This is a genomic window from Mycobacterium sp. 3-98, assembly GCF_035918355.1.
Classification (GTDB): domain Bacteria; phylum Actinomycetota; class Actinomycetes; order Mycobacteriales; family Mycobacteriaceae; genus Mycobacterium; species Mycobacterium intracellulare.
Map to the genome: position 1 here is coordinate 1,339,006 of NZ_CP142360.1, position 26,015 is coordinate 1,365,020.

At 68.9% G+C, this 26,015-nt stretch carries 27 protein-coding genes; 20 read left to right on the forward strand and 7 right to left on the reverse strand.

Annotated elements, in window-relative coordinates:
* The first annotated feature begins 1 nt into the window (after position 1).
* Positions 2-670, forward strand: coding sequence for a GNAT family N-acetyltransferase (locus tag QGN30_RS06565; protein WP_008260545.1), 669 nt, complete (start codon positions 2-4; stop codon positions 668-670).
* A gap of 19 nt (positions 671-689) precedes the next feature.
* Here the strand turns inward: QGN30_RS06565 and QGN30_RS06570 are convergent, their stop codons facing one another.
* Positions 690-1,613, reverse strand: coding sequence for a class I SAM-dependent methyltransferase (locus tag QGN30_RS06570; RefSeq protein ID WP_248923238.1), 924 nt, complete (start codon positions 1,611-1,613; stop codon positions 690-692).
* A 246-nt stretch (positions 1,614-1,859) separates the two neighbouring features.
* Here QGN30_RS06570 and secY point away from each other — a divergent pair, with 246 nt between their 5' ends.
* The 8 genes from secY (at position 1,860) to QGN30_RS06610 (ending at position 8,416) form a co-directional block, all read left to right on the forward strand.
* Positions 1,860-3,185: a preprotein translocase subunit SecY gene (secY, locus tag QGN30_RS06575; RefSeq protein ID WP_008260543.1), complete on the forward strand. Its 1,326-nt coding sequence runs from the start codon at positions 1,860-1,862 to the stop codon at positions 3,183-3,185.
* Positions 3,182-3,727, forward strand: coding sequence for an adenylate kinase (locus QGN30_RS06580; RefSeq protein WP_009956578.1), 546 nt, complete (start codon positions 3,182-3,184; stop codon positions 3,725-3,727). Before secY ends, QGN30_RS06580 begins: the two co-directional genes overlap by 4 nt.
* A 2-nt stretch (positions 3,728-3,729) precedes the next feature.
* Positions 3,730-4,533 (forward strand): type I methionyl aminopeptidase, encoded by an 804-nt coding sequence (map, locus tag QGN30_RS06585; RefSeq protein ID WP_009956580.1) that lies wholly within the window; start codon positions 3,730-3,732, stop codon positions 4,531-4,533.
* 208 nt (positions 4,534-4,741) lie between these two features.
* On the forward strand, positions 4,742-5,233 hold the full coding sequence (locus QGN30_RS06590; protein WP_009956581.1) for a sigma-70 family RNA polymerase sigma factor: 492 nt from the start codon (positions 4,742-4,744) through the stop codon (positions 5,231-5,233).
* 30 nt (positions 5,234-5,263) lie between these two features.
* Positions 5,264-5,983, forward strand: coding sequence for an anti-sigma factor family protein (locus tag QGN30_RS06595; RefSeq protein ID WP_036429494.1), 720 nt, complete (start codon positions 5,264-5,266; stop codon positions 5,981-5,983).
* Between the two features lie 14 nt (positions 5,984-5,997).
* On the forward strand, positions 5,998-7,206 hold the full coding sequence (locus QGN30_RS06600) for an FAD-dependent oxidoreductase (protein ID WP_248923237.1): 1,209 nt from the start codon (positions 5,998-6,000) through the stop codon (positions 7,204-7,206).
* Positions 7,207-7,229: 23 nt separating this feature from the next.
* Positions 7,230-7,796 (forward strand): DUF4389 domain-containing protein, encoded by a 567-nt coding sequence (locus QGN30_RS06605; RefSeq protein ID WP_036459674.1) that lies wholly within the window; start codon positions 7,230-7,232, stop codon positions 7,794-7,796.
* Entirely contained in the window at positions 7,793-8,416 is a 624-nt protein-coding gene (locus tag QGN30_RS06610; RefSeq protein ID WP_036459670.1) for a class I SAM-dependent methyltransferase, read from the forward strand. Before QGN30_RS06605 ends, QGN30_RS06610 begins: the two co-directional genes overlap by 4 nt.
* On the opposite strand, the gene QGN30_RS06615 is transcribed toward QGN30_RS06610, so the two are convergent.
* Positions 8,403-10,919 carry an ABC transporter permease gene (locus QGN30_RS06615; RefSeq protein ID WP_248923236.1) on the reverse strand — a complete coding sequence of 839 codons (2,517 nt, stop codon included), beginning with the start codon at positions 10,917-10,919 and terminating at the stop codon, positions 8,403-8,405. The two genes, QGN30_RS06610 and QGN30_RS06615, sit on opposite strands and share 14 nt — an antisense overlap.
* On the reverse strand, positions 10,916-11,611 hold the full coding sequence (locus QGN30_RS06620) for an ABC transporter ATP-binding protein (protein ID WP_201368173.1): 696 nt from the start codon (positions 11,609-11,611) through the stop codon (positions 10,916-10,918). Before QGN30_RS06620 ends, QGN30_RS06615 begins: the two co-directional genes overlap by 4 nt.
* Positions 11,612-11,665: 54 nt before the next feature.
* Here QGN30_RS06620 and QGN30_RS06625 point away from each other — a divergent pair, with 54 nt between their 5' ends.
* From QGN30_RS06625 to QGN30_RS06645, 5 genes are read left to right on the forward strand one after another with little or no spacing between them, the layout of a single operon-like run.
* A complete protein-coding gene (locus QGN30_RS06625) occupies positions 11,666-13,441 on the forward strand; it encodes a thiamine pyrophosphate-binding protein (RefSeq protein ID WP_201368181.1) in 1,776 nt (591 codons plus the stop codon).
* Positions 13,422-14,069, forward strand: coding sequence for a hypothetical protein (locus QGN30_RS06630; protein ID WP_008260527.1), 648 nt, complete (start codon positions 13,422-13,424; stop codon positions 14,067-14,069). The genes QGN30_RS06625 and QGN30_RS06630 overlap by 20 nt, the downstream gene beginning before the upstream one ends.
* A 7-nt stretch (positions 14,070-14,076) precedes the next feature.
* On the forward strand, positions 14,077-15,096 hold the full coding sequence (locus QGN30_RS06635; protein WP_201368172.1) for a 3-oxoacyl-ACP synthase III family protein: 1,020 nt from the start codon (positions 14,077-14,079) through the stop codon (positions 15,094-15,096).
* A complete protein-coding gene (locus QGN30_RS06640; RefSeq protein ID WP_009956590.1) occupies positions 15,096-16,151 on the forward strand; it encodes a pyridoxal phosphate-dependent aminotransferase in 1,056 nt (351 codons plus the stop codon). Before QGN30_RS06635 ends, QGN30_RS06640 begins: the two co-directional genes overlap by 1 nt.
* A gap of 8 nt (positions 16,152-16,159) precedes the next feature.
* Positions 16,160-16,666, forward strand: a complete 507-nt coding sequence (locus QGN30_RS06645; protein ID WP_008260522.1) for a MarR family transcriptional regulator — start codon at positions 16,160-16,162, stop codon at positions 16,664-16,666.
* Between the two features lie 83 nt (positions 16,667-16,749).
* Here the strand turns inward: QGN30_RS06645 and mmsB are convergent, their stop codons facing one another.
* From mmsB to QGN30_RS06660, 3 genes are read right to left on the reverse strand one after another with little or no spacing between them, the layout of a single operon-like run.
* Entirely contained in the window at positions 16,750-17,628 is an 879-nt protein-coding gene (gene mmsB, locus QGN30_RS06650) for a 3-hydroxyisobutyrate dehydrogenase (RefSeq protein WP_009956591.1), read from the reverse strand.
* 12 nt (positions 17,629-17,640) lie between these two features.
* Positions 17,641-18,810 carry an acyl-CoA dehydrogenase family protein gene (locus QGN30_RS06655; RefSeq protein WP_014381094.1) on the reverse strand — a complete coding sequence of 390 codons (1,170 nt, stop codon included), beginning with the start codon at positions 18,808-18,810 and terminating at the stop codon, positions 17,641-17,643.
* A gap of 8 nt (positions 18,811-18,818) precedes the next feature.
* Positions 18,819-20,339 carry a CoA-acylating methylmalonate-semialdehyde dehydrogenase gene (locus QGN30_RS06660; RefSeq protein WP_095562914.1) on the reverse strand — a complete coding sequence of 507 codons (1,521 nt, stop codon included), beginning with the start codon at positions 20,337-20,339 and terminating at the stop codon, positions 18,819-18,821.
* Positions 20,340-20,442: 103 nt separating this feature from the next.
* On the opposite strand from QGN30_RS06660, the gene QGN30_RS06665 reads away from it, so the two are divergent.
* The 6 genes from QGN30_RS06665 to QGN30_RS06690 are packed head-to-tail and all read left to right on the forward strand — an operon-like array spanning position 20,443 to position 24,912.
* On the forward strand, positions 20,443-21,879 hold the full coding sequence (locus tag QGN30_RS06665; RefSeq protein WP_248923235.1) for an NAD(P)/FAD-dependent oxidoreductase: 1,437 nt from the start codon (positions 20,443-20,445) through the stop codon (positions 21,877-21,879).
* A gap of 42 nt (positions 21,880-21,921) precedes the next feature.
* Positions 21,922-22,473, forward strand: coding sequence for an RNA polymerase sigma factor (locus QGN30_RS06670; RefSeq protein WP_136246095.1), 552 nt, complete (start codon positions 21,922-21,924; stop codon positions 22,471-22,473).
* Positions 22,470-23,168 (forward strand): Rieske (2Fe-2S) protein, encoded by a 699-nt coding sequence (locus QGN30_RS06675; RefSeq protein ID WP_008260511.1) that lies wholly within the window; start codon positions 22,470-22,472, stop codon positions 23,166-23,168. Before QGN30_RS06670 ends, QGN30_RS06675 begins: the two co-directional genes overlap by 4 nt.
* Positions 23,169-23,198: 30 nt before the next feature.
* Positions 23,199-23,597 (forward strand): cupredoxin domain-containing protein, encoded by a 399-nt coding sequence (locus tag QGN30_RS06680; RefSeq protein WP_263428326.1) that lies wholly within the window; start codon positions 23,199-23,201, stop codon positions 23,595-23,597.
* Complete coding sequence (locus QGN30_RS06685; RefSeq protein ID WP_201368169.1) at positions 23,594-24,529, forward strand: metallophosphoesterase family protein; 936 nt, start codon at positions 23,594-23,596, stop codon at positions 24,527-24,529. Before QGN30_RS06680 ends, QGN30_RS06685 begins: the two co-directional genes overlap by 4 nt.
* Complete coding sequence (locus QGN30_RS06690) at positions 24,526-24,912, forward strand: hypothetical protein (protein WP_008260507.1); 387 nt, start codon at positions 24,526-24,528, stop codon at positions 24,910-24,912. Before QGN30_RS06685 ends, QGN30_RS06690 begins: the two co-directional genes overlap by 4 nt.
* Here the strand turns inward: QGN30_RS06690 and QGN30_RS06695 are convergent.
* Positions 24,845-25,933: an acyltransferase family protein gene (locus tag QGN30_RS06695; protein WP_009952894.1), complete on the reverse strand. Its 1,089-nt coding sequence runs from the start codon at positions 25,931-25,933 to the stop codon at positions 24,845-24,847. The two genes, QGN30_RS06690 and QGN30_RS06695, sit on opposite strands and share 68 nt — an antisense overlap.
* Positions 25,934-26,015 lie beyond the last annotated feature (82 nt).

Here is a 26,015-nt window from a genome sequence, read left to right on the forward strand (position 1 = left end):
AATGACCGACCACGACCGCAAAGCCACCCGCCGGGAAATCGCCGACGCCCTGTCGAAAGCCGTGGAGCGGCGGCACGAAATCGCCGACGCCATCGTGGAATCAGAGAACAGGGCGGCCGCGGTGGAGGCGATCGTCCGGCTGCTCGACACCTCCCACCTGGCCGCCGAGGCGGTGATGGGCATGTCGTTCGATCAGCTCACCATCGACTCGCGCCGCAAGATCCTCGCCGAACTCGAAGACCTCAACAAGCAGCTGAGCTTCACCCTGGGCGAGCGCCCGGCGAGCTCGGGGGAGACCCTGGAGTTGCGGCCCTTCTCCGCCGCCACCGACCGCGACATCTTCGCCGTGCGCACCGAGGAGATCGGCGCGGCCGGCGACGGCTCGGGCGGGCCGGCCGGCAGCCTGGACGACGAGATCAGCGCGGCCCTCGGACGCGTCGACGACGAGGAGGCCGCGTGGTTCGTGGCCGTCGACTCCGGCCAGAAGGTCGGCATGGTGTTCGGCGAGCTGGTCCGCGGCGAGGTCAACGTGCGGATCTGGATTCACCCCGATTACCGCAAGCGGGGCTACGGCACCGCCGCGCTGCGCAAGTCGCGCTCGGAGATGGCGTGGTGTTTCCCCGCGGTCCCGATGGTCGTGCGCGCACCGGCGGCCAAACCCCCCGGCTGAGCGCTGGGCGTGGCTGCGGTTATGAGCCCAATGTCGCGGTGACCGCAACGATGTTGGGGTGCTGGGCCGCCTCGTCATCGTCGGGGAATTCCAGGCCGTAGTCGCCGAACAGATCGCGCCGTGGCCGGGTGCTCACCCGCCATCCCCGGCCGGTGAGGTAGTCGACGACGTTGCTGCGCTCGCCGTCGAAGAACAGCCCCGAAAGGTCGATGTCGCAGCCGACTTTGGCCCACCTGTCGTTGAACTCCCGCGCGCGTTGCGACATCGTCGTCCCGTTGTCGGGGTGATATTCGGTGGCCAGCTTGCTGCCGGGCGCGCTGAGCGCGGTGATGTTGTCGAAGAGCCGGTCCTGCGCGTCGGGCGGCAGGTACATCAGCAGGCCCTCGGCACTCCACGCCGTCGGCCGCGTCACGTCAAAGCCGCTGCCGCGCAACGCCGCCGGCCAGTCCTCCCGCAGGTCGATGCCGACGGTCCGCCGGTCCGCGGCCGGGGAGGCGCCCAGGCTGGCCAGGGTGGCGCTCTTGAACTCGACGACCTTGGGCTGGTCGACCTCGTACACCACGCTGCCGGGCGGCCAGCCCAGCCGGTAGGCGCGGGCGTCGAGGCCGGCGGCCAGGATCACCGATTGGCGAATCCCGTCGCGGGCGGCATTGAGGAAGAAGTCGTCGAAGAAGCGGGTGCGCACCGCCATCGAATCGGTCTCCAGCGCCAGCTCCTTCGCGCCGCCTCCGGCCGCCCCGTCGCCCTCGGGCTCGGTGACCTCGCCGTCGACCAGGCGGCGGAAGAAATCCAGGCCGACCGCCCGCACCAACGGCGCGGCGAACGGGTCGTTGATGATCGGATTGGTTCCCCCGCTGGCCAGCGCGCGGGCCGCGGCGACCATCGTGGCGGTGGCGCCGACGCTCGAGGCCAAGTCCCAGCTGTCTTGGTCGGTGCGTGTCATACTGCTCCCAAGTTACTTAGCAAATGCAACGAGACAGCCGCACTCTACGCCGCCGGCCTGACGGCTTCCTGTGCTTTTTCCGGGGCCCCGTCCGAGCATTTCCGGTGGCCGCGGGAAAGGCCCTGACCGGACCTGACCGGACCAGCTGTTAGTCTCGTACACGGTTCGACGCGCGACGCCGTACGTCCTGGCCTGCGGGAGTTGGGCGCGTGATGCAGGAAACCCCCGGCTGCGCAGGAGGAAGAGTTGCTTTCCGCTTTCATCTCATCGCTGCGGACAGTCGACCTGAGACGGAAGATCCTCTTCACGCTTGGCATCGTCGTCTTGTACCGGGTCGGCGCCGCGCTGCCGTCCCCGGGCGTCAACTATCCGAACGTCCAGCAGTGCATCAAAGAGGCCAGCGGCGGCGCGGCCGGACAGATCTATTCGCTGATCAACCTGTTCTCCGGCGGGGCGCTGCTCAAACTCACGGTGTTCGCGGTGGGCGTGATGCCCTACATCACCGCCAGCATCATCGTCCAGCTGCTCACGGTGGTCATCCCGCGGTTCGAGGAACTGCGCAAGGAGGGCCAGTCCGGCCAGGCCAAGATGACGCAGTACACCCGCTATCTGGCGATCGCGCTGGCGATCCTGCAGGCCACGAGCATCGTGGCGCTGGCCGCCAACGGGGGGCTGCTGCAGGGCTGCTCGCTGGACATCATCGCCGACCAGAGCATCTTGACGCTGATCGTCATCGTGTTGGTGATGACCGGCGGCGCGGCCCTGGTGATGTGGATGGGTGAGCTGATCACCGAACGCGGCATCGGCAACGGCATGTCGCTGCTGATCTTCGTCGGCATCGCGGCCCGCATCCCCGCCGAGGGCAAGACCATCCTGGACAGCCGAGGCGGCATGATCTTCACCGCCGTGCTCATCGCCGCGCTGATCATCATCGTCGGCGTGGTGTTCGTCGAGCAGGGCCAGCGGCGCATCCCGGTGCAATACGCCAAGCGCATGGTCGGCCGCCGGATGTACGGCGGCACCTCGACGTATCTGCCGCTCAAGGTCAACCAGGCCGGTGTCATCCCGGTGATCTTCGCGTCCTCGCTCATCTATATCCCGCACCTGATCACCCAGCTGATCCGCAGCGGCAGCGGCGGCGTGGGCAACAGCTGGTGGGACAAGTTCGTCGGCAGCTACCTGTCCGACCCCAGCGACCCCGTCTACATCGGCATCTATTTCGGGCTGATCATCTTCTTCACGTACTTCTACGTGTCGATCACCTTCAACCCCGACGAGCGCGCCGACGAGATGAAGAAGTTCGGCGGGTTCATCCCCGGGATCCGGCCGGGCAAGCCAACCGCCGATTACCTGCGGTTCGTGCTGAGCCGGATCACGTTGCCGGGTTCGATCTACCTCGGTGCGATCTCGGTGCTGCCCAACCTGTTCTTGCAGATCGGCAACGGCGGGGCGGTACAGAACCTGCCGTTCGGCGGCACCGCGGTGTTGATCATGATTGGCGTGGGCTTGGATACGGTCAAGCAGATCGAGAGTCAGCTCATGCAGCGCAACTATGAAGGGTTCCTCAAGTGAGAGTCGTTTTGCTGGGTCCGCCGGGGGCGGGCAAGGGGACGCAGGCGCAGAAGCTCTCCGAAAAGCTGGGGATCCCGCAAATCTCCACCGGTGAGCTGTTCCGCAGCAACATCGAGAACGGCACCAAACTGGGCCTGGAGGCCAAGCGCTACCTGGACGCCGGTGACCTGGTGCCCTCGGAGCTGACCAACCAGCTCGTCGACGACCGGTTGAGCGACCCGGACGCGGCCAACGGCTTCATCCTGGACGGGTTCCCGCGGTCGCTGCAGCAGGCCAAGGCGCTGCACGAGATGCTCGAACGCCGCGGCACCGACATCGACGCGGTGCTGGAGTTCCGGGTCTCCCAGGACGAGCTGCTGCAACGGCTCAAGTCGCGCGGCCGCGCCGACGACACCGACGACGTCATCCTGAACCGGATGAAGGTCTACCGGGACGAGACCGCCCCGTTGCTGGACTACTACCGCGACGAACTCAAGACCGTCGACGCCATCGGCACCTTGGATGAAGTGTTCGCCCGCGCGCTGCAGGCGCTGGGCAAGTAGAAATGACCCCGCTGGCGCGGCTGCGGAGTCGCAAGGTGGTGCCGCAGCGCAGCGCCGGCGAACTCGACGCGATGGCCGCGGCGGGCGCGGTCGTGGCGGCCGCGCTGCAGGCCGTCCGGGCCGCCGCGGTGTCCGGCGTATCGACGCTGAGCCTCGACGAGATCGCCGAATCGGTGATCCGCGACGCCGGGGCGGTGCCGTCGTTCCTGGGCTATCACGGCTACCCGGCATCGATCTGTGCGTCGGTCAACGAGCGGGTGGTCCACGGAATCCCTTCGGCCGCAGAGGTTTTGGGCTCCGGTGACCTGGTATCGATCGACTGCGGCGCCGTGCTGGACGGCTGGCACGGCGACGCCGCGATCACCTTCGGGATCGGGACCCTGGATGCGGCCGACGAAGCGCTGTCCCAGGCCACCAGGGAATCGCTGGAGGCCGGGATCGCCGCGATGGTGCCCGGCAACCGGTTGACCGACGTATCGCACGCCATCGAGATGGGTACGCACGCGGCCGCGGCCCGCCACTCGCGGTCCTTCGGAATCGTCGAGGGATACGGCGGCCACGGCATCGGCCGGCAGATGCACATGGACCCGTTCCTGCCCAACGAGGGCTCGCCAGGGCGCGGGCCGCAGCTGGCCCCCGGGTCGGTGCTGGCCATCGAGCCGATGCTGACGCTGGGAACCGGCAAGACCGTGGTGCTCGACGACCAGTGGACGGTCGTCACCACCGACGGCTCGCGGGCGGCACACTGGGAGCACACCGTCGCGGTCACCGAGTCCGGACCGCGCATCCTGACCCTGGGGGCCTGAACGAGCCGCGATCGCAGGCGCGGCGAAGCCGGGCGCGGCGGGTCGGGGCCGTTGAACGAGCCACGATCGCAAGCGCGGCGAAGCCGGGCGCGGCGGGTCGGGGCCGTTGAACCGGGCGCCTGCTCGGCTCGTTCTCCCGGCAGGAGGTGATCGAGTGGCTCGTGTGGCTGGCACTCGGAACGCGTCAGCGGCTGCCGAAGCCGCTCTGATGAAGGCGCTTTTCGACGAACACGCCGCGGTTCTGTGGCGCTACGCGTTGCGCCTGACGGGGGACACGAGCCAGTCCGAGGATGTGGTCCAGGAAACGCTGCTGCGGGCGTGGCAGCATCCCGAAGTCGTCGGGGACACCGAGCGCTCGGCGCGGGCGTGGTTGTTCACCGTCGCCCGCAACATGATCATCGACGATCGGCGCAGCGCGCGATACCGCAACGTCGTCGGTTCGACCGACGTCTCGGGGGCGCCCGAACAGTCCACGCCGGACGAGGTCAACGCGGCCCTGGACCGGTTGCTGATAGCGGACGCGATGGCCCAGCTGTCCGCCGATCACCGAGCGGTGATCGAACGGTCCTACTACCGCGGTTGGACCACCACGCAGATCGCTGCAGACCTCGGCATCGCCGAGGGAACGGTGAAGTCGCGACTACACTATGCCGTACGGGCGTTGCGACTCACTCTGCAGGAACTTGGGGTTACCCGATGAGGGGCTCCGAAGGCTTGAGGGGTGAAGGACATGGATGAAATGAACACGCCGGTGGCCGATATCGGCCCTCCCGAAGACCGCTACGCGATGTGGGATGCCGCATACGTGCTGGGGTCGCTGTCGGCCGCGCAACGCCGCGAATTCGAGACGCACATGGCGCGCTGCCCGGCCTGCCGTGAGGCGGTCGCCGACCTCAGCGGCGTGCCGGCCCTGCTTTCGCAGCTGGACCGCGACGAGGTGGCCGCGATCGACGAGTCCGGCCCGGCGCCGGAGATGTCCGAGGAGATGCTGCCGTCGTTGCTGGCGGCGGTGCGGTGGCGCCGGCGGCGCACCCGGGTGGTGACCTGGGTGGCCTCCGCCGCGGCGGCCGCGGTGCTGGCGATCGGGGTGTTCGTCGGCCTGCAGGCGTGGTCGTCGACTCCCGCCCAGCAGGTGACCGCGTCGGCCGAGCCGATGGCGCAGGTGGGCACCTCGCTGCTGACCTCCAGCGTCCAGGTCACCGGCCAGCACTGGGGCACATCCATCGCGCTTCGGTGCGTGTGCCTGGCCCCGCTGAACGCGCACCATGACACGCTGGCGATGGTCGTGGTGGGTCGCGACGGCAGCCAAACCCGGCTGGCGACCTGGGTGGCCGTGCCCGGTCACACCGCGACACCCGTGGGCGCGATCTCGACCCCGGTCGACCAGATCGCCGCCGTGCAAGTGGTCGCCGCCGACAGCGGCAAGGTGTTGTTGCAGCGTTCGCTGTAGAGATCGGAGCCAGCGTGTTCGGGCGTCCGCTTCGGGTGCTGGTGGTGGGCGCCGGCGTGGCCGGCATCTCCGTCGCCCGCGGCTTGGTGAGGGACGGACATGACGTCACCGTCTTCGAGCGCCGGCCCGACGTACAGGCGCCCGGCGGTGCGGTGACGATCTGGTCCAACGGTGAGACGGTGCTGAACCAGCTGGGTGTCGACATGGGCGGCGCCGGCCGCCTGCTGGCCACCGTGCGGGCCGTGACGTCCCGCGGCCGGCCGCTGGCCACGCTGGACGTCACCGCGATGGTGCGGCGGCTGGGCGCACCCGTGCGGATGGTTCCGCGCCGAGTATTGCTGGAACGCCTTCTCGACGGGTTCGACGCCGAGCGCATCCGGTGCGGCTCCCCGGTGATCGCGGTGAACCGTACGGACGTCGGTGTCTGCGTGGAGTTCGGCGACGGCACCGTGGCTGATGCGGACGTGGTGATCGGTGCCGACGGTCTGCACTCGATGGTGCGCAATTGCGTTGGCGCGCAAGCCGCCAAGCCGACCGGCTGGTGCAGTTGGCAAGGGCTTGCGACTGTCCCGGAGATCGCCGATTCCGATGCCGCGCTGATGATCATCGGTGCGCGCGGAAACCTCGGCCTGTGGCCCGCCGGCGGGTCGGAGGTGCAGTGGTGGTTCGACCTGCCGTGGTCGCATGGCTTCGTCCGACCGCAGCACCCGATCGAGATGATCCGGTCCCACTTCGCCGGATGGTCCGACTCTGTCGACCGGGTGCTCGCGACGCTGAGCGACGACGACCTGGCCGGCTCGCCATTCCCGCATTTTCGCCATCCGATTCCGGGCCCGGGGCACGGCCCCGTCACGTTGCTCGGCGATGCCGCGCACGCGATGCCGCCCACCCTGGCGCAGGGGACCAACCAGGCGCTGCTCGACACGATGGTTTTGTGCAAGGCGCTGAGGGATTTTCGCGGTGGGACCAACGGCGGCGCCGATGTCTCGGCCGCCCTGCGGTGGTATGAGAGGACCCGTCGACGCAAAGTCATGGCCGTGTCCTGGGTGGCGTCACTTCCGGTGTCGCACGGTGAGTTCGTGCTGCGACCGGCCGCGCTGATCTCCGACCGGCTGCAGGCCGGCGCGCTGACGACGTTTCTGCGCCTTACGAGTCACCGCCGGATGTCCGCCGAAATCAGCCGAAACTTGGGGGTAGCGGCGACGGTCCCGTCAAGCCCGTGAACAGCCCGGCCGATTCCGTAAGAGTGCGAGGCGATTTCGACTCGCCCTCGCGCTGGCTCTGGCTGGTGAAGTGGTGCGTGCTGGCCGTGCCGCACTACCCGATACTGATACTGCTCTACCTGATCTATCCGTTCTCGACCGTGGCGGCCGGAGTGGCCATCCTGTGCACCGGGCGATATCCGCGGCCGCTGTTCGTATTCAACGTCGGCGTGCTGCGCTGGTCGTGGCGGCTGATGAACTACCGCTTCCCGATGAACAGCACCGACAGGTACCCGCCTTTCACGCTGGCGTCTCGGCCCGACTACCCCGGCGATCTCGCGGTCGACTATCCCGAGCGGCTGAAAAACTGGGCGGTGCTGGTGAAGTGGCTGCTGGCCATCCCCCAGGTTCTGCTGTGCTGGTCGATGGAGGCGCCGCTGCAGGTGCTGTGTGTCATCGCCGCGCTGGCGCTGTTGTTCACCGGGACGATCCCACCGGGCGCGTTCGATCTGCTTATGGGCATGGTCCGCTGGCGATACCGGGTGGCGGTGTACGTGTCGTTGATGCGCGACGAATACCCGCCGTTCCGAATGGATTTGGGCGCACGATGACCCTGCGAAGCCTGGCGTTCCCCTACGTGTACCGATTCGGCCAGCCGCTTTTCGACCGGCTCTTTTACCACCGCTACCGACGGGCGGCGCTGAGTAACGCGACCGGCCGGCTGCTGATGCTCGGGCTGGGGCCGGGAACCGACTTGATGTTTCTGCCCGACACGGTGACGTCGGTCGCCGCCGTGGAGCCCGCGGCGCCGTTCCGGCGGATGGCCGCGAGGCTCGCCCGGCGCCGCGGCATCGCGGTCGACCTCGTCGAGGGAACGGGCGAGTCGATTCCCTTCCCGGACAACTCTTTCGAATCCGTCCACGCCGGGCTGGTGTTGTGCTCGGTTGGCGACGTGGCCGCAACCCTCGGCGAGATCCGGCGGGTGCTGGTGCCCGGCGGTAGGCTCGTGGTCCTCGAGCACGTGCGCGGTGACGGCGCGACCGGCCGGTTCCAGGATCTGATCGCCAAGCCGTGGTCGTGGCTGGCCGGTGGCTGCGAGCCGAACCGGCGCACCCTCGAGGCCATCGCCGCCGCCGGATTCGACACCGCCGCGGTGCGCAGCATCCGAACGCCGGTGCCCTTCCCGTGCAAACCCCATCTGCAGGGATTCGCCACCGTCACTCGACGCTGACCGCCTCGATGATGGACAGGCGCGCCGCGCGCCGTGCCGGTGGCACCGAGCCGAGCAGGCTGATCGCCACCGCCCCGAGCGTGAAGGCAAGCGCCAGGGGGTTCGGGTGGAAGCCGACTTCGAAATTCATGATGTCGTCGCTGATGCGGCTGAACAACCACTGGTCGGTCAGACCGAGCGCCAGCCCCAAAACGCCGCCGACGACACCGATTCCGGCCGCCTCCGCCAGCACCATCCGCAAGGTGAACCGCCGGCTGGATCCCATGGCGCGCAGCACGCCGATTTCGCGGCGGCGTTCGTTCACCGAGAGCGTCAGCGTGTTCAGTAGTGCGACCGCGGCCACCGCCACGACGATGACCCACACCGCGTTGGCGATGAACATGCTCTGACGCAGCGGGGCCTGCAGCCCCGCCAGCGCGGTGGGGCCGTCGTACACGTGGTTCGGGGCCGGCGCCGCCTCGCGGACGCCGGCCAGCAGCCGCTGCCGATTCACCCCCGGGGCCGCGGCGATTTGCAGTGTCGTCGCCGCCGGGCGATCGAACCAGGCCCGCATCTGGTCGACGTCGATTCCGACGGTACCGATCACGGTCGAGAAGAACGGCACCAGGGCCAGCACGGTCACCGACCGCGGGCCGTGCGGCGTTTGGAGCCGCAGTTGGTCGCCGGCCCGGACGCGCAGAGTGGTGCCGAGATTCCGCGTGAGCACCACACCGCGGCCGGTGAGCACCTCGGTGCGCACCCGTTCGTCCAGCGCCCGGAAGAGCGCATCGTTGCTGCCGGCGGAAAACCCGTCGAGCAGGACGCGGGTACCGCCGACCACGGCGAAACCGAACGCTCCCTCGGTCACGCGCGCCACGCCGGGAAGCGCGGCGACCTTCGCGGAAAGCCCCTGTGGCAGAACGTCGGTGGGGTAGCTGTCGGGCGGGTCCGCGCTCACCCACACGTCGGTATCGGTGACCGGTGCGAAGATGTCCCGCGCGGACCGAATCATGTCGGCGTTCGTGCCGGTGATCACGACGGTGGTGAGTACCCCGATGAGCACGGTCATCACGGTCGCCCACACCCGGCGCGGCGCACGCTGGATCGTCGCCGCGGCCAACGCCCCGAACGACCCGAACGTGCGCGCCATCGCCGCCGTGGCGTGGACGATGGGCGCGGTGAGCGCGAAGCCCAGGGCGATCTCGGCGCCCAGCACCGCGGCCATCGCCACGACGGCGTAGCTGCCGCGCTGGCCGGTGACGACCGGCGTCGACACCGCGAACACCGCCACCGCACCAACCCCGCCGGCGATGCGCAGCCACCGCGGCACCGTGTCGGCCGCCGAGGCCCCGACCGGCGCGAGCGCCTCGATCGGCGAGACCTTGTACACCTGCCGCGCCGCCATCGCCGAGGCCGCCACGCTGGTCAGCGCCGTCGCCGCGAGCGCCAGCGGTATCGCATAACCGGGCAGCCAATACTGCACGCGGGCTTCGAGCCGTTGCGTCATCGCCGGGGGCAAGCGCCCAATCGCGATGTGGCCCGCCACAATTCCCATGCCGGACCCGATTGCCCCGCCGATCAGGCCGAGCACCGCCGCCTCCGCCAGCATGTCGCCGACGATGCTGGCGCGCAGGCCGCCGATAGCCCGCAGCATCGAGATGACCGGCCGGCGCGCGGTGATCGCCATCGTCATCGTGGTGTAGATCAAAAACGCGCCGACCACCAACGCGACCGCGGCGCCCAGCAGGGCCATGTAGTTCATCAGCTTGACGCCGTCGCCGGCGCGGGCCGCCCGAAAGCTCGGGGCCGCGACGATCGCACGGCCGTGCACGGCGGCGGTGACCGCGGCGCGGACGGCGCCGGGGTCGGCGCCCCGCTTCGTGGTGATGAGTATCGAGTCGAGTTGACCGGTGCGGCCGGTGGCGTTCTGCGCCAAGGCAAGTGGCGCAAGCACGTAGTGCCCGCCGTTGAGGTCCTCGTATCGCTTGCCCGCGAGCACATCGGTCACCGTGACCGACGCCGAACCCAGTTGAAACGCCTGGCCTTTCGCATAGCCGACGCGGGGTCCGGCCTGAACGCCGGACGGCGTCGAGGACAGCGCCTGCACCGGCCGGGTCACCACGTCCTTGAGGGCGCCGCCCAGGGCGGCGGTGCTCGCGTCGGCGCCCAGCAGCAGCACCGGCCCCGACGGTGTGGACGCCGACGCCCGGATCATCGGTGCGGCGGTGGCTACGCCGGGAACGCCGGCCACGTCGGCCAGTATCGAGTCGGGGAATCCGCCGTCGGTGATGCCGGACACCTCGAGCGCGGCGACCCCGGCGATCCCGTCGGCCAGCCGGCCCACCGACCCGGTGATCGACCCGAAGATGCCGAAGATCGCCACCAAATACGTTGCCGAGACCGCCATTACGGCGATCGACGCAAACGTGCGGCGTCGATGCACGGCCAGCTCGCGCAGGCTGAACACGCGCAGCCTGCTCGCCGCGGCCGTGAGCTTGAGGCCGCGCCGCGCCCCGGGCCTCACCCCGCGACCGCCATCACGTCCGAACCGACGCGACCGTCCTGCAGCGTGATCACCCGGTCGGTGGCCGCGGCCGCGTCGGCGTTGTGGGTCACCATCACCACCAGCCGACCCCCACCCTCCTCGTGCGCCACCTCCGCCAACAGCGCCAAAATGGACGCGCCCGTCGCGGAGTCCAGGTTTCCGGTCGGCTCGTCGGCGAGGATCAGCGGCGGGTTCATCATCAAGGCACGCGCGACCGCGACCCGCTGCATTTGGCCGCCGGACAGTTCCGCCGGCCGGTGCTGCGCCCGGTTGCCGAGCCCGACCCGGTCCAGCAGGCGGATCGCGTCCGGCTTGGCGCTGCCCAACCGGACTCCGTCGAGCAGCTTGGGAATCGCCACGTTCTCCCAGGCCGACAGCGTCGGCAGCAGGTTGAAGAACTGAAAGATGAAACCCACCCGCCGATGGCGGAACCGCGACTGCTGTTCATCGCTAAGGCGGGCGATTTCCTCGCCATCGAAGGCGATCGACCCGGAATCGGGGGGATCCAAGGCGCCGAGCAGGTGCAACAGCGTGCTCTTGCCCGCCCCGGACGGTCCGACGACCGACACGAACTGCTCGTCCGCCAGCCGCAGGCTGACGCCGTCGAGCGCCCGCACCGTTTGACCGCCGACCCGGTATTCGCGCACGACGTTGCAAAGTTCGACGGTCATTCAAACATCACGATGGCCGCCGGTGAACGGTTCATGTACTGGATCTGGACGACGATGAACCGACCGGGCCGCTACCTCGTTTCATCAGGCATGCTTGGCAGGCACCGGGTGGTCGACCATATCGTCGGGCACCTCGCGGCGATCGGAGTCGATCACATCTTCGGTGTGGACGGCGCCAACATCGAGGACGTGTACGACGCCGCGCACTTTTGCCCCGACATCGACGCGGTGCTGGCCAAGCACGAGTTCTCCGCGGCCACCATGGCCGACGGGTACAGCCGAAGCGGGGCCGGGGTGGGCGTGGTGGCCGCGACCTCGGGCGGGGGCGCGCTGAACCTCGTTGCGGGTCTGGGCGAGTCGCTGGCGAGCCGGGTTCCGGTGCTGGCGTTGGTCGGCCAGCCCGCCCGCACGATGGACGGCCGCGGCAGCTTTCAGGACACCAGCGGCGCAAACGGATCGTTGAACGCCGAGGCATTGTTCTCGGCGGTATCGGTGTTCTGCGAGCGGCTGCTGACGCCGGCCGACATCGTCCCGCTGCTGCCCCGGGCCATCGCCGCGGCGCGCACCGGCGGACCGGCGGTGTTGTTGCTGCCCAAGGACATTCAGCAGGCCCATCTTGACGCCGGGCGTGACGACAATGACGCGGATGGCATGCGGGCCGCGATCGGCAACCCGCATCCGATCGTCGCCGAGCTGCGGCGGGTGCAGGGACGGGTCACCATCCTGGCCGGCGAGCAGGTGGCGCGCGATGACGCCCGCGCCGAACTCGAAGAGCTACGCGCGCTGCTGCACGCGCGGGTGGCGACCGTGCCGGACGCGAAGGATGTCGCGGCTGCAGACGGGGGGCCGGCCGCGTTGGGGGTGACCGGCGTCATGGGTCACCGCAACGTGGCCGAGGCGGTGGCCACCAGCGCGGTGTGCCTCATCGTCGGCACCCGGCTGGCGGTCACCGCGCGCGGCGGCCTGGACGAGGCGCTGGCGGCGGTGCGGACGGTCTCGATCGGTTCGGCGCCGCCGTATCTGCCCTGCACCCACGTGCATACCGATGATCTGCGCGGCTCGCTGCGCGCGCTGACCCATGCGGTTCGCCACCGCGGGCGGCCGGCCGGTCCGCGCATCCCCGGCGCGGGCCGGCCCGCCGAAATGACGCCCCCGCCCTTCACCGGGCCGGGCGTGCGGTACCGCGAGGCCATGGCGGTGCTGGACGATGTCGTGCCCGACGGGTCCGACATCGTGGTCGACGCCGGCAACACCGGCGCCGCGGCCATCCACTACCTCCCGGTGCGACGCGGCGGCAGGTTCGCCGTCGCGCTCGGCATGGGCGGCATGGGCTACAGCTTCGGCGCCGGGATCGGAATGACGTTGGGGCGAGCCAACACTGGCCGCCCGGCCGGCCGCACCGTGGTGATCGCCGGTGATGGCGCGTTCTTCATGCACGGCATGGAGGTGCACACGGCCGTGCAGTACCGGCTACCGATGACGTTCGTGTTGTTCAACAACAACGCGCACGCCATGTGCGTGACCCGCGAGCAGCTGTTCTACGACGACCTGTACAGCTACAACCGGTTTCGTCCCAGCCGGCTCGGCGCCGGCCTGGCGGCGATGTTCCCCGGCCTGGCGGCGGTGGACGTCAGCGACGCCGATGGATTCGCCGCGGCCATGGGCGCGGCGCTCGACATCGACGGCCCGGCGGTGGTCAGTGTCGAGTGCGCCGCCGACGAGATCCCGCCGTTCGCACCATTTCTCACCGCCGCGCCCGCTAAAGGCCGCGGGGTGGACCAGATTTCACTTGCTGAGGAGAACTTGACCAATGTCGCTGCCAGCGCTTGAGGATATCCCGGACCTCATCGACGGGGTCACCCGAATCGAAACCAGCCCCAGGGAGAAGGCCACGCCGATCATCATGGACATGATGCGGTCGGTGTACCCGCACGACCAGGTCTTCGGGCAGTACTGCACCGTCAACGACTACGTCGACTGCCCGCCCGACGAGCTCTACGAGTACATGGCCGACACCCGCAGCCTGGAGGAGTGGACGTACAGCCTGCGCGGGTTCACCCCCACCGACGAGCCCGGATTATGGCTGGCGCACGACCGGCTCGGCTCGGAAACCGAGATCTACACGCGCACCGTCGCCAACGCCCAGGCGCGGACCGTGGATTACCACTGCGCCTGGGATCAAGGCAAACATCTGTGGATGATCTACCTGATGCGTGTCGTCGACGCCCAGACCGTCCTCGACAAGCCGGGATCGGTTGTGCTGTGGACGAATTGCCACCACCCCTTCTACGACCACAACCCGTACCCGGAGACCGCTCCGGCGCAGCGGCCCGTGTGGGTCGGCGACTTCTGGGACATGTTCGCCGCCGGCCACCTGCTGGAGTTGCGCAACCTCAAGGCGATCGCCGAGTACCGCCACCGCAACGGCCTGCCCGTGACGCCGGTGTGGATGAGATGAGCAGACCATGGCTAAGCCGACCGTCAGCCTGATCGACGTTTCCACCTATCTGCCGGGGGATCCGATTCCCGCCGGCTACTACGCCCGATTCGCCGAATCCGACGACCTGCGCGACAACGTGATGTTCCGCGCTCCGAAGTTTCGCCATCACGTCGGCGCGGACGAGAGCTCGGTCGACATGATCGAGCGTGCGGCCCGGGGCCTGATCGAACGGCACGGCCACGACGTCGTCGCAGGTGCGGACGTGCTGATCACCCACACCCAGGTACCCGACATGGCGTTCTACGGCCAGGGTGGCGGCATCGCGCATCGGCTGGGCATGCGGCCGTCCTGGGTGCTCGACCTGAACAACGGCGGCTGCGTCGCATTCGTGTTGGCGCTCAACGTGGCCCGCACATTGTTGTCCGCGGGCCAGGGCCGCACCGCGCTCATCGCGATCGCACAGAACGCGGCCGGACAATTCTTCGATCAGCCGACCATCCGCCGCAAGGCGCAGTCGGCGGTGCCCGGTGACGGCGCCGCCGTGGGACTGGTCGCGCTGAGCGAACACTCGCCCATCCTGGATGTCGAGTGCCGCACCTACGGCGAGTATGCGGGCGAAATGACGCTGTCCTACGACCCGCCCCGCAAGTGGTGGCAGGCCGGCCCCGGCGAGGGCAGCATCGGTTTCACGGAGAGCAAGATCACCAAGGTGCTGGCCCGCGGCAACCGGCAGGTTCCGGAAGTGGCGCTGGCGGTCTGCGACCGAATCGGGTTGGCCGCCAAGGACATCGACCTGCTGGTCACCAACCAGCCCAACAGGGCGTTTCTGCGCAATTGGCGTGACGCGCTCGAGTTGCCCCCGCAACGTCATCGGGACACCTTTGACGAGTGCGGCAACCTGTTCGGTGCCGGGATCCCGATCAATCTGGACCGCGCGATCGCCGACGGCCAGCTGGGTGCCGGGGAAGTGGTCATGATGGCGGCCTTCGCGCATGCCGGCGACTTCGCCGGCGCCGCCGCGGTGCGCTGGGGCGGACGAGACTGATGCACGCGGTTCCGGCCCCGGTTGCCGGCCAGATCTGCGATGCGCTGCCCGACGCGGTGGATCCGTTCGCCTTGTCGCTCAACGAGAATCCGTTTCCGCCGCTACCGTCGGTGCGTTCGGCGTTGATTCGGTCCGTTTCCGCGGCGAACCGGTATCCGGAGTTCTTGCCGGAGCGGTTGCGCGGCTTGGTCGCCGGCCACATCGGTGTGCCCACCGAGCGGGTGGTGCTGGGCGCCGGGGCGACGGGCGTCGTGTTGCAGGCGCTGCAGGCGCTGACCGCGCCGGGCGACACGATCGCCATGGCGTCGCCGACGTTCGATGGCTATCCGATCGTCGCGCAACTGGCACGATTGAACTCGTCGTTCGTTCCGCTGGACGCGCACGGCCAGCACGACCTCGACGCGCTGGCCGACGCGGCCGGCGCCGCCCGCGTGGTGGTGGTGTGCCGGCCGCACAATCCGACCGGCACGCTGGAGCCCGCGGCCGCCGTTCTCCGGTTCCTGCGCCGGGTGCCGCGCGACACCGTCGTGCTGCTCGACGAGGCCTATATCGAGTTCACCGCTCCCGAGCACCGTTTCGACGTGGCGGCACTGGTCACCCGTTTTCCCAACGTCGTGGTGGTGCGGACCTTCTCCAAAGCCTACGGCCTGGCCGGGCTGCGAATCGGTTACGCGGTGGCGTCCCACCAGCTGGCGCCGACGCTGTGGACCCAGCAGCTGCCGTTCGGCATCGCGATCACGGGCCTGCTCGCGGTCGCGGCGTCGTATGCCGCGGAAGGTGAACTGCTGCGCCGGATCCGGCTGATCACCGCCGAACGCCGCTATCTCCGGATGCGCCTGAGCGCGCTGGGGATCTACACGACCGACGCGCACGCGAACTTCATGTATCTGCCGTCTCAACAGGGCTTGTCGTGGCGTGAGGCTTTCGGCGACGACGCTCCACGCGTGCGGTATTACGCGGACGGTGCCGCGCGGATCACCGTGGGCGGCCGCGCATCGACGACGGCGGTGCTGTCGGCGTTGGGAAAGGCCACGCTCGGGCTCCAAGTGCGGTAAGAAGGGGCGTGGCCGACTCACGACCGGACAAGCGTGATCCGATCGCCGCGGCGCGGGCCAACTGGGAGCGCGCCGGGTGGGGTGACGTGGCGCCGGGCATGGTCGCGGTGACGTCGGTGATGCGTGCGCACCAGATCCTGCTGGCCCGCGTGGAGACGGCGTTGCGGCCCTACGACCTCAGCTTCTCCCGGTACGAATTGCTGCGGCTGCTGGCGTTCAGCCGCTCCGGCGCGCTACCCATCACCAAGGCCTCCGACCGGCTGCAGGTTCACGTCACCAGCGTCACCCACGCGATCCGCCGGCTGGAGGCCGACGGGCTGGTGCAGCGTGTTCCGCACCCCACCGACGGGCGCACCACGCTGGTCCAGATCACCGACCTGGGCCGCTCCACGGTCGAGGACGCGACGATCACGCTCAACAAGCAGGTGTTCGCCGATCTCGGGATGTCCGACGCCGAATCGCAGGACCTCGCGTCGTCCATCGAGACGTTGCGCCGCAACGCCGGCGACTTCTGAAGCTCTTCGTCCCGCGCGCCCAACGTGGAGTTGTTGCGCCGAATCGGCTTATTTCCCGCCACAAGTCGACGTTCGGCGCGCGGTCAACGCAGCGTCTCGATGATCGCGCTGAAGTCCTTGTCACCGTGATCGGCGGCGAACTCAGCGTAGATCTCGGCGGCGTGGCGGCCCAGGGGGGCCGTCGAACCGCTGGAGGACACCGCATCCATCGCCAGTCCAAGGTCCTTGTTCATCAGCGCGGTCGCAAACCCCGGCTTGAAGTCGTTGTTGGCCGGCGACGTCGGGACCGGGCCCGGCACAGGGCAATTGGTGTGCACGGCCCAGCAGTTTCCGGTCGCCCCGGTGATCACGTCGAACAGCGACTGCGCCGACAGGCCGAGCTTTTCGGCCAGGACGAACGCCTCGCCGATCGCGATCTGCTGCACCGCCAGCACCATGTTGTTGCACACCTTGGCGGCCTGGCCCGCCCCTGCCGCGCCGCAGTGAATGATCTTGCCCGCCATGGGTTCCAGCACCGGCCGCGCGCGTTGCAGGGCGGCGTCGTCGCCACCCACCATGAATGCCAGCGTCCCGGCGACCGCGCCGTTCACCCCGCCCGAGACGGGCGCGTCCAGCTGGGCGATGCCGCGCGACTCCGCCAGCGCATGCACCTCGCGGGCGTCATCGACCGAGATCGTGGAGCTGTCGATGAACAGAGCACCGGGCCGCGCCGCGGGCAGAATCTCCGCGTAGCAGCGCTTCACCAACTCGCCGTTGGGCAGCATGGTCATGACCACGTCCGCACCGGCCACCGCGTCGACGGCGGTGTCGAAGGCGGCGACGCCGGCCGCCGCGGCCGCGGACAGCGCCGCGGGCACCGGGTCGAATCCGCGCACCGCATGGTTGGCCGCAACGAGGTTCGTCGCCATGGGCCCGCCCATGTGGCCCAACCCCAGGAAAGCCACGGTCACGTGCTCGGTCATCTGAAGACCCTTCTATGCGGTTGCCGGAGAAGCTCTGAACCGTGCGGCTTCTGCCCGACCGATGACCACTCGCATGATTTCGTTGGTGCCTTCCAGGATCCGGTGCACCCGCAGGTCGCGCACGATCTTTTCCAGACCATACTCGCGCAGGTAGCCGTAGCCGCCGTGCAGCTGCAGGGCCTTGTCGGCGACCTCGAAGCAGGTGTCGGTGACGTAACGCTTGGCCATCGCGCACAACTCGACCTTGTCGGGGTCGTCGGTGTCCAACGCATTGGCCGCGCGCCACAACATCATGCGCGACGTCTCGAGGCCGGTCGCCATGTCGGCCAGGGCGAACCGGATGGTCGGTTCGTCGAGCAGGGACTTGCCGAACGCCTGCCGATCGCGAACGTAGGCTCCCGCCTTGTCGGCGGCGGCCTGGGCGCCACCGAGCGAGCACGCGGCGATGTTGAGCCGGCCGCCGTTGAGGCCGTTCATCGCGATGCCGAATCCGGCGCCCTCGCCGTCCGCGCCACCCAGCATCGCGTCGGCCGGCACCCGCACGCCCTCCAGGATCACCTGGGCGGTGGGCTGGGCGTGCCAGCCCATCTTCTCCTCCAGCGCGCCGAAACTCAGCCCCGCACTGTCCTTTTCGACGATGAACGCCGAGATGCCGCGCGGGCCCTCGCCGCCGGTCCTGGCCATCACCACGTAGACGTCCGACGCGCCCGCGCCCGAGATGAACTGCTTGACCCCGTCGAGCACATAGTCGCCGCCCTCTTTGACCGCGCGGGTGCTCAACGCGCTGGCGTCGGAGCCGGCGCCCGGCTCGGTCAGGCAGTAGCTGGCGATGACGTCCATCGACGCCAGGCGCGGGACCCAGTCCTTGCGCTGTTCGGCGGTGCCGAAGGTGTCGATCATCCACGCGCACATGTTGTGGATCGACAGGAACGCGGCGGTGGTGGGGTCGGCGATCGCCAGCTGCTCGAAGATGCGGACCCCGTCGAGCCGGCGCAGCCCGCTGCCGCCGACGTCCTCGCGGCAGTAGATCGCCGCCATGCCGAGCTCCGCCGACTCACGCAGCACGTCGGTCGGAAAGTGCTTGGCCGCATCCCATTCCAGGGCGTGCGGGGCCAGGCGCTTGGCGGCGAACGCGGCGGCCGTCTCAGTGATCACCCGTTCGTCGTCGTCAAGGGTAAACATGCGCGGCCCTAATCCATTGTGGGAATGACGAATTCGGCGCCGTCCTTGATGCCGGACGGCCACCGAGACGTCACCGTCTTGGTCTTGGTGTAGAAGAGGATTGACGACGGACCGTGCTGGTTGAGGTCGCCGAAGCCGGAGCGCTTCCAGCCGCCGAAGGTGTGGTAGGCCACCGGCACCGGGATCGGCACGTTGACACCGACCATCCCGACCTGCACGCGGGAGACGAAGTCGCGGGCGGCGTCGCCGTCGCGGGTGAAGATGGCCACGCCGTTGCCGTACTCGTGCTCGGACGGCAGACGCAGGGCCTCCTCGTAGTCGTGGGCGCGCACGATGCACAGGACGGGCCCGAAGATCTCGTCGGTGTAGATCGACATGTCCGGGGTGACGTGGTCGAACAGGGTCGGCCCGATGAAGAAGCCGCCTTCGAGGTTGGCGTCACCGAAAGTCAGGTCGTCGCTGGCGCGTTCGCGGCCGTCGATGACCAATTCGGCGCCCGCGTCGACGCCCTGGCCGATGTAGTCGCGCACCCGCGCCACGGCGGCCTCGGTCACCAGCGGACCGTAATCGGCCTTGGGGTCCAGGCTGTGGCCCACGCGCAGGTTGTTGATCCGCTCGATGAGCCGGGCGCGCAGCCGGTCCGCGGTCTGCTCACCGACCGGGACCGCGACGCTGATCGCCATGCAGCGCTCGCCCGCGCTGCCATATCCCGCGCCGATCAGCGCGTCGACGGCCTGGTCCAGGTCGGCATCGGGCATCACGATCATGTGGTTCTTCGCGCCGCCGAAGCACTGCGAACGCTTGCCGGTGGCCGCGGCCCCGGCGTAGATGTACTGGGCGATGTCGGAGCTCCCGACGAACCCGACCGCCTGGATGTCCGGGTGGTTCAGGATGGCGTCGACGGCCTCCTTGTCGCCGTGCACGACCTGGAACACGCTCGGTGGCAGGCCGGCCTCAACGAAGAGTTCGGCGAGGCGCACCGGGACCGACGGGTCGCGCTCGCTGGGCTTGAGCACGAACGCGTTGCCGCAGGCCAGCGCCGGGCCGGCCTTCCACAACGGGATCATCGCCGGGAAGTTGAACGGCGTGATGCCCGCGACCACGCCCAGCGGCTGGCGCAGCGAATAGACGTCGATGCCCGGACCGGCGCCCTCGCTGTATTCGCCCTTGAGCAGGTGCGGGATGCCGATGGCGAACTCGATGACCTCGATGCCGCGCTGGATGTCGCCCTTGGCGTCGGCCAGGGTCTTGCCGTGCTCGCGCGACAGCAGCTCGGCCAGCTCGTCGTTGTGTTTGTTGACCAGCTCGATGAAACGCATCATCACCCGCGCGCGGCGTTGCGGATTCGTTGCGGCCCAACCTTTTTGGGCCTCGAGGGCCGACGCCACCGCGGCGTCGATGTCGGCCTGGCCGGCCATCGGCACCTGGGCCTGGACACTCCCGGTGCTGGGGTCGAAGACGTCGGCGGTGCGGCCGGACTGGCCGGTGGTGCGCCGACCGTCGATGAAGTGGGGAATCTGTGTGGTCATGGGGCCCTCGGATGTGGTTGACGCGCTTAAGCGGATACTTGCATATCCTAGTAACCCGGTTCGGGCCTTGGCAAGGTGGGTGGCGGGCTAGCCTGACAGCGGTATGCACACCATCGAGGCCGACTACCTGGTGGTCGGGGCGGGCGCCATGGCCATGGCGTTCATCGACGCGCTGGTCGCCGAAGCCTCAGCGGCGCGGGCCCGCGTCGTGGTGGTGGACCGCAACCACGCGCCCGGTGGGCACTGGACCATGGCCTACCCGTTCGTGCGGCTGCACCAGCCCTCGGCGTTCTACGGCGTTAACTCGCTGCCGCTGGGTGGCGACGCCATCGACCAAGTCGGTTGGAACCGGGGGCTTTACGAACTGGCCACCGCCGGCGAGATCTGCGCCTACTACGACCACATCATGCGCCGGCGGCTGCTGCCGAGCGGGCGGGTCAGGTACTTCCCGATGAGCGAATACCTCGGCGAACACCGTGGTGAAGCCCGGTTCCGCACGCTCGCCGGCGCCGACTACACCGTCCGGGTGGCGCGCCGCATCGTCGACGCCACCTACATGCGGGTCACGGTCCCCGCGATGCGCCCGCCGCCATATCGGGTCGCGCCCGGCATCGACTGCGTCCCGCCCGGCGACCTGCCGCGGCGCGGCGCCCACGAGCGCTACGTCATCGTCGGGGCGGGAAAGACCGGCATCGACACCTGCCTGTGGCTACTGGGCCAGGGCGTCGACCCGGATCGGCTCACCTGGATCATGCCGCGCGATTCCTGGCTGCTGGATCGCGAGACCATGCAGCCCGGCGCGTTGTTCGCCGAGAAGACCAAGGCCAGCTTCACCGCGCAACTGCGCGCCATCAACGACGCGGCGTCGGTTCGGGATCTGTTCGACCGCCTCGAAGAGGCCGGCCTGCTGCTGCGGATCGAGCCGGCGATCCGTCCCGCCATGTACCGCTGCGCCACCGTCACCCGCCTCGAACTCGAGCAGCTGCGGCGGATCACCGACGTCGTGCGGATGGGGCACCTGCGGGCCATCGAGGCCGACACGATGGTCCTCGACCGGGGCGCCGTGGCGGTCAGCGGCCGCGAGCTCTATCTCGACTGCACCGCCGATGGCGCCGAAAAGCGGCCCGCCACACCGATATTCGATTCCAACCGCATCACCCTGCAGAGCGTGCGCGGCTGCCAACAGATCTTCAGCGCGGCGCTGATCGCCCACATCGAGGCCGCGTACCGCGACGACTCGCTGAAAAACGAGCTTTGTGTGCCGCTGCCGCATCCGGACACCGATGTCGACTGGCTACGGCTGGCGTGGGCCGATTACAGCAACCAGCTGCGCTGGTTCGACGACCCGGACTTGATGTCGTGGTTGTCGACGGCGCGCCTGGACCTGTTCGGTCACCTGATCGGCCACCTGCTGCCGTCGGCGTCGGCGAAGCCCCGGGTCCGCGAGCGGATACTGGGCATCGCCAAGTCCGTGTTTTCCGCCACCGCCACCAAGCTCGACGAGCTGATGGCCGCCGAAGCCGCGCTCGCCGCGCGCTGACCCGTGTAACCCGAGCCGATATTGATCGGGTGAAGGAGGCATGTGGCGGCAAGAAGCGATCCCGTCGGGCCGCGACCCCTGCGCGCGGTACCCGGCGCCGGTTATGAGCCCGGCTACCCGGACTGGGAGGCCGTGTACTCCGACAACGTGGGGTGGGTGTACCGCACGCTGTTCGCGCGCGTCGGCAACCGGACCGACGCCGAAGACCTCACCGCCGAGGTGTTCCTCGCCGCGCTGCGGCCGCTGCGCCTGACCGTGAGCGTGGCCGAGGTGCGCGCCTACCTGCGGACCACGGCCAGGACGGTGCTGGCCGCACACTGGCGCCAGACCCTGGGACGGGAGATCACCTCGATCGAGGACATCGAGCAACCGGCCGACAGCGAGGAGGCGATCAGCACCGCGCCGCAGCGGGTGGCCCGCGTCCTGGACGCCCTGCCGGATCGGTATCGCCTGATCCTGGAATCGCGCTTTCTGCGCGGCAATTCGATCAAGGAGTCGGCCGCGGAACTCGGAATCAGCGTGCCCAATGCCAAAGTGCTCCAGCACCGCGCCCTGCGGCTGGCGGCGCAGGTCAACGATGGGGGCAAGCAATGAATGCGCGGGGCTTGCGACGCTATGTCGACGATCTGTTGCGGGGGCGCCGGCCCAGGCCGTTCGCGCCCGACGACTTCGAGGCGGCGCAGCTGCGCACCGCCATCGAGCTGCGGGCCGCCCGCAGCGGGGATGACACGCCGCGCCCGGAATTCCTCGCCGATCTGCACCGTCGCATCGGCGAGCAGATGTCAGGCACGCCGCCGCGAACCCCGCCCGGGCGCACCGGCACGCGCCGCCAGGTCATCGTCGGCACGTCGGCCGCGGCGACGGCCGCGGTCGCCGCGGTTTCCCTCGATCGCGCAGTGATCTCCGGTCGCCATCGGCGACCGAGTGCCCCGGATAACGCCGCCGGGCAACTCACCCCCAACGAGGGAAGCTGGCAGCGCGTCGCCTCCAGCTCGGACGTGCCCGACGGGGCCATGCGCGCTTTCGATCTGGGTTCGGTGACCGGATTCGTCCGGCGCATCGACGGCAACGTGCACGCGATATCGGGGGTGTGCACCCATCAAGGGTGCAAGCTGTGGTTCGACGCGCCCGAAGACACCTTGCGCTGCCCCTGCCACACCACGTCGTTCTCGCCCAGCGGGCAGGTGCTCACCCACCAGTTGCCGATCGCACCAAAACCGTTGCCCGAATTGATGGTTCGTGAGGTCGACGGTGCTATCGAGGTCTTCGCCCCGGGGCGCCGCGCCTGAACGGTGTAACCCGCCGCCCTATCTGTGGGCATGGATATCGCCCTGCGTCGAAGGCTTTTGGCGGCCGTGCTGGCCGCGAGCGTGCTCTCATCGCCCGGCTGTGGCCGGCCGCGTCCCGTGGCGACCACCCCCGCGCCCACCACCGGGGTGTCGATCACCGCGCCGCCCCCCGCAGCCGCCGCCAACCAGGTCACCATCGACGGCTTCGCTTTCGCGCCGCCGAACCTGACGGTGCCCGCCGGGACCACCGTCACCTGGACCAACCGCGACGAGGAACCCCATACGGTCGCCGCAAGTGACGGCTCATTTCACTCACCCGGCATGGGAACCGGAGCGACCTTCGCCCACACCTTCTCCGCCCCTGGGACTTTCGACTATGTCTGCTCGATTCATCCGATGATGCGCGGCACCGTGGTGGTGACGGGATGACCGGCCGCCCGGGCGACGATGCCATGACCCGGCGCCAGCTCCTCCGGCACACGGCGTGGTTCGGGGCGGCGGTCGGGTTGACCGTGGCCGGGGGCGAGGTCATCTCGCATGTCGCCGGGGAAGCGGCGGCTCAGCGCGCGCACGTCCGGCCCGCCCTGCGGTTCGCCCAAATCAGCGACAGCCACCTCGGCTTCACCGGTGCGCCCAACAGGGACGTCGCGGCGACGTTCAGCGACGCGATCGACAAGGTCAACAGCCTCGGCTACACACCGGATTTCGTCATCCACACCGGCGACCTCACTCACCTTTCCAGCCCCGAACAGTTCGATCAGGCGAAGCAGATGATGAGCGGTCTGAAGACGCCCCACGTGTTCACCGTGCCGGGCGAGCACGACTCCGTCGACGACGCGGGACAGAAGTACCGAAACACCTTCGGCGCGGCCGCGGTTGGCGACGGCTGGTACAGCTTCGACATCGCCGGTGTGCACCTGATCGCGCTCGTCAACACGTTGAACCTGCGCAAGCTGGGCCATCTGGGGGTGGATCAGCTGGAGTTCGTCAAGAAGGACGTCGCCCATCTGCCGAGCGACACCCCGATCATCGTGTTCAGTCACATCCCCTTGTTCGCGATGTACCCCCAATGGGGCTGGGGCACCGACGACGCCGCCCAGGCGCTGAGCTACCTGCGCCGGTTCTCCTCCGTCACGTGCCTCAATGGCCATGTCCACCAGCTGTTTTCCAAAACGGAGGACAATGTGACGTTTCACAGCGGCACCGCCACCGCGTACCCGCTGCCCAGACCCGGTGACGGGCCCGCGCCCAAACCGGTGACGCTGCCGGCCGGCAAGCTGCGCGACGCATTGGGTATCCGCGAGGTCGGCTACACCACGGGAGAGTCCGCGCTGGCGCTGAAAGAGCGGGCGTTGCGGTGATCGGCGCCCTGGTGCGGCTCGGACTCGCCGCGTCGTTGGCCCTCAGCGCCGTCAGCCACGCCTACCTCTATGTCCATGGCTACCAACGCATTCCGGCCATCGGCACGGGATTCCTGGTGCAGGCCAGTGTGTCATTGGCGATCGCTCTGCTGATCGTGGCCGGCGGTCCCGCGTGGCTGCGCTGGGCCGGTGCCGCGATGGCCGCCGGATCTCTGGTCGCCTTCGCGCTGTCGCGGACCGTGGGGCTTTTCGGCTTCTCCGAACGGGGCTGGGATCCGTCGCCTCATGCGGCGATCAGCGTGGCCGCCGAAGTGGTCATCCTGCTGTTGTGGTGGCGGGGTGGCCGCCTTCGGCTTTCGCGGCGTCAGACCACTTCCGTTTGAGCCGGCGCTTGAGAGCCATCGAGGGCTTTTCGATGAGGAACCAGCTCGCCGCGGCCACGGGTAGCGTCGCCGCGGCGGCGACGAGAAAGAACGCAACGGGTTGAAGACGCGCAAGGCCGCACACGGCCAAGAGTTGCTGGGTCGGGAACGCGTAGATGTAGACGCCGTAGGACAGATCCGTGCGTAGCCTCAAGCGGCTGCTCTTCAGCAAGGCTCCGGACACGATGATCGCGTAGGCCAACGGAAGGGCGGCGACCGTACGGTAATCGGGCAGCATGCTGGACGCCAGCACGATGACGACGCTCACCCCGACGAGCGGCCACCGCGCGGGGATCACCTCTCTCCATTGATAGAGGACGGCTCCGGCCGCGAACATGATCGCCGAACGCACGGCGATCTGGGGAATGGTCCATACCCCGGGGAACGTCATCGGCGGCATCGCCGTTGCCAGACCCGTAGCCACGACGAGTATTGCCGGAGAGACCCAGCGGTGATGGGCCAGGCCCGCCAGACCGACACCGGCGACGGCGAGATAGCAGATCACTTCCCAGACCAGCGACCACAGCGAACCGTTCCAGAGCCCGGAATGAGGTATCCCGCTTGGTGTTCCGCCGACATCGAGATGGACATAGGCCACCGCGCTGTTTTTCAGGACGTATTCGAGCGGCCCGCCGGAGCACACGAGCTCGCCGACCGAGCCGCCCTGGAGCGCCACGCTGAGCGGGGCGAAGGCGAACGCCGTCACGATGAGGCACGCGTAGTAGCCGGGCAGGATACGAAGGGCGCGGGCGGTCAGGTAGTCACGCACGTGCGGGTCGTCGAGCCAACTCCTGGTGATGAGGAACCCCGAGATCGCGAAGAACCCGTCCACCCCTATCGAGAACAGAAGTTGCAGCGTCGCCGCCGGTGGCATCCGGCCGGTGATGGGCCAGCAGTGCCACAGCATCACCTCGGCAGCCAGCACCAGCCGCCACGCGTTCAGCGCGTTGTTTCCGCCATTGAAAGCTTGTCCGAGGGTCATCGGCCACCGCCCGTCGTGCACCCCCCGCTTCGCGGATATTACCGCTGTTGGAGCGGGGACGATTGAGCCTTTTTATTTTGTC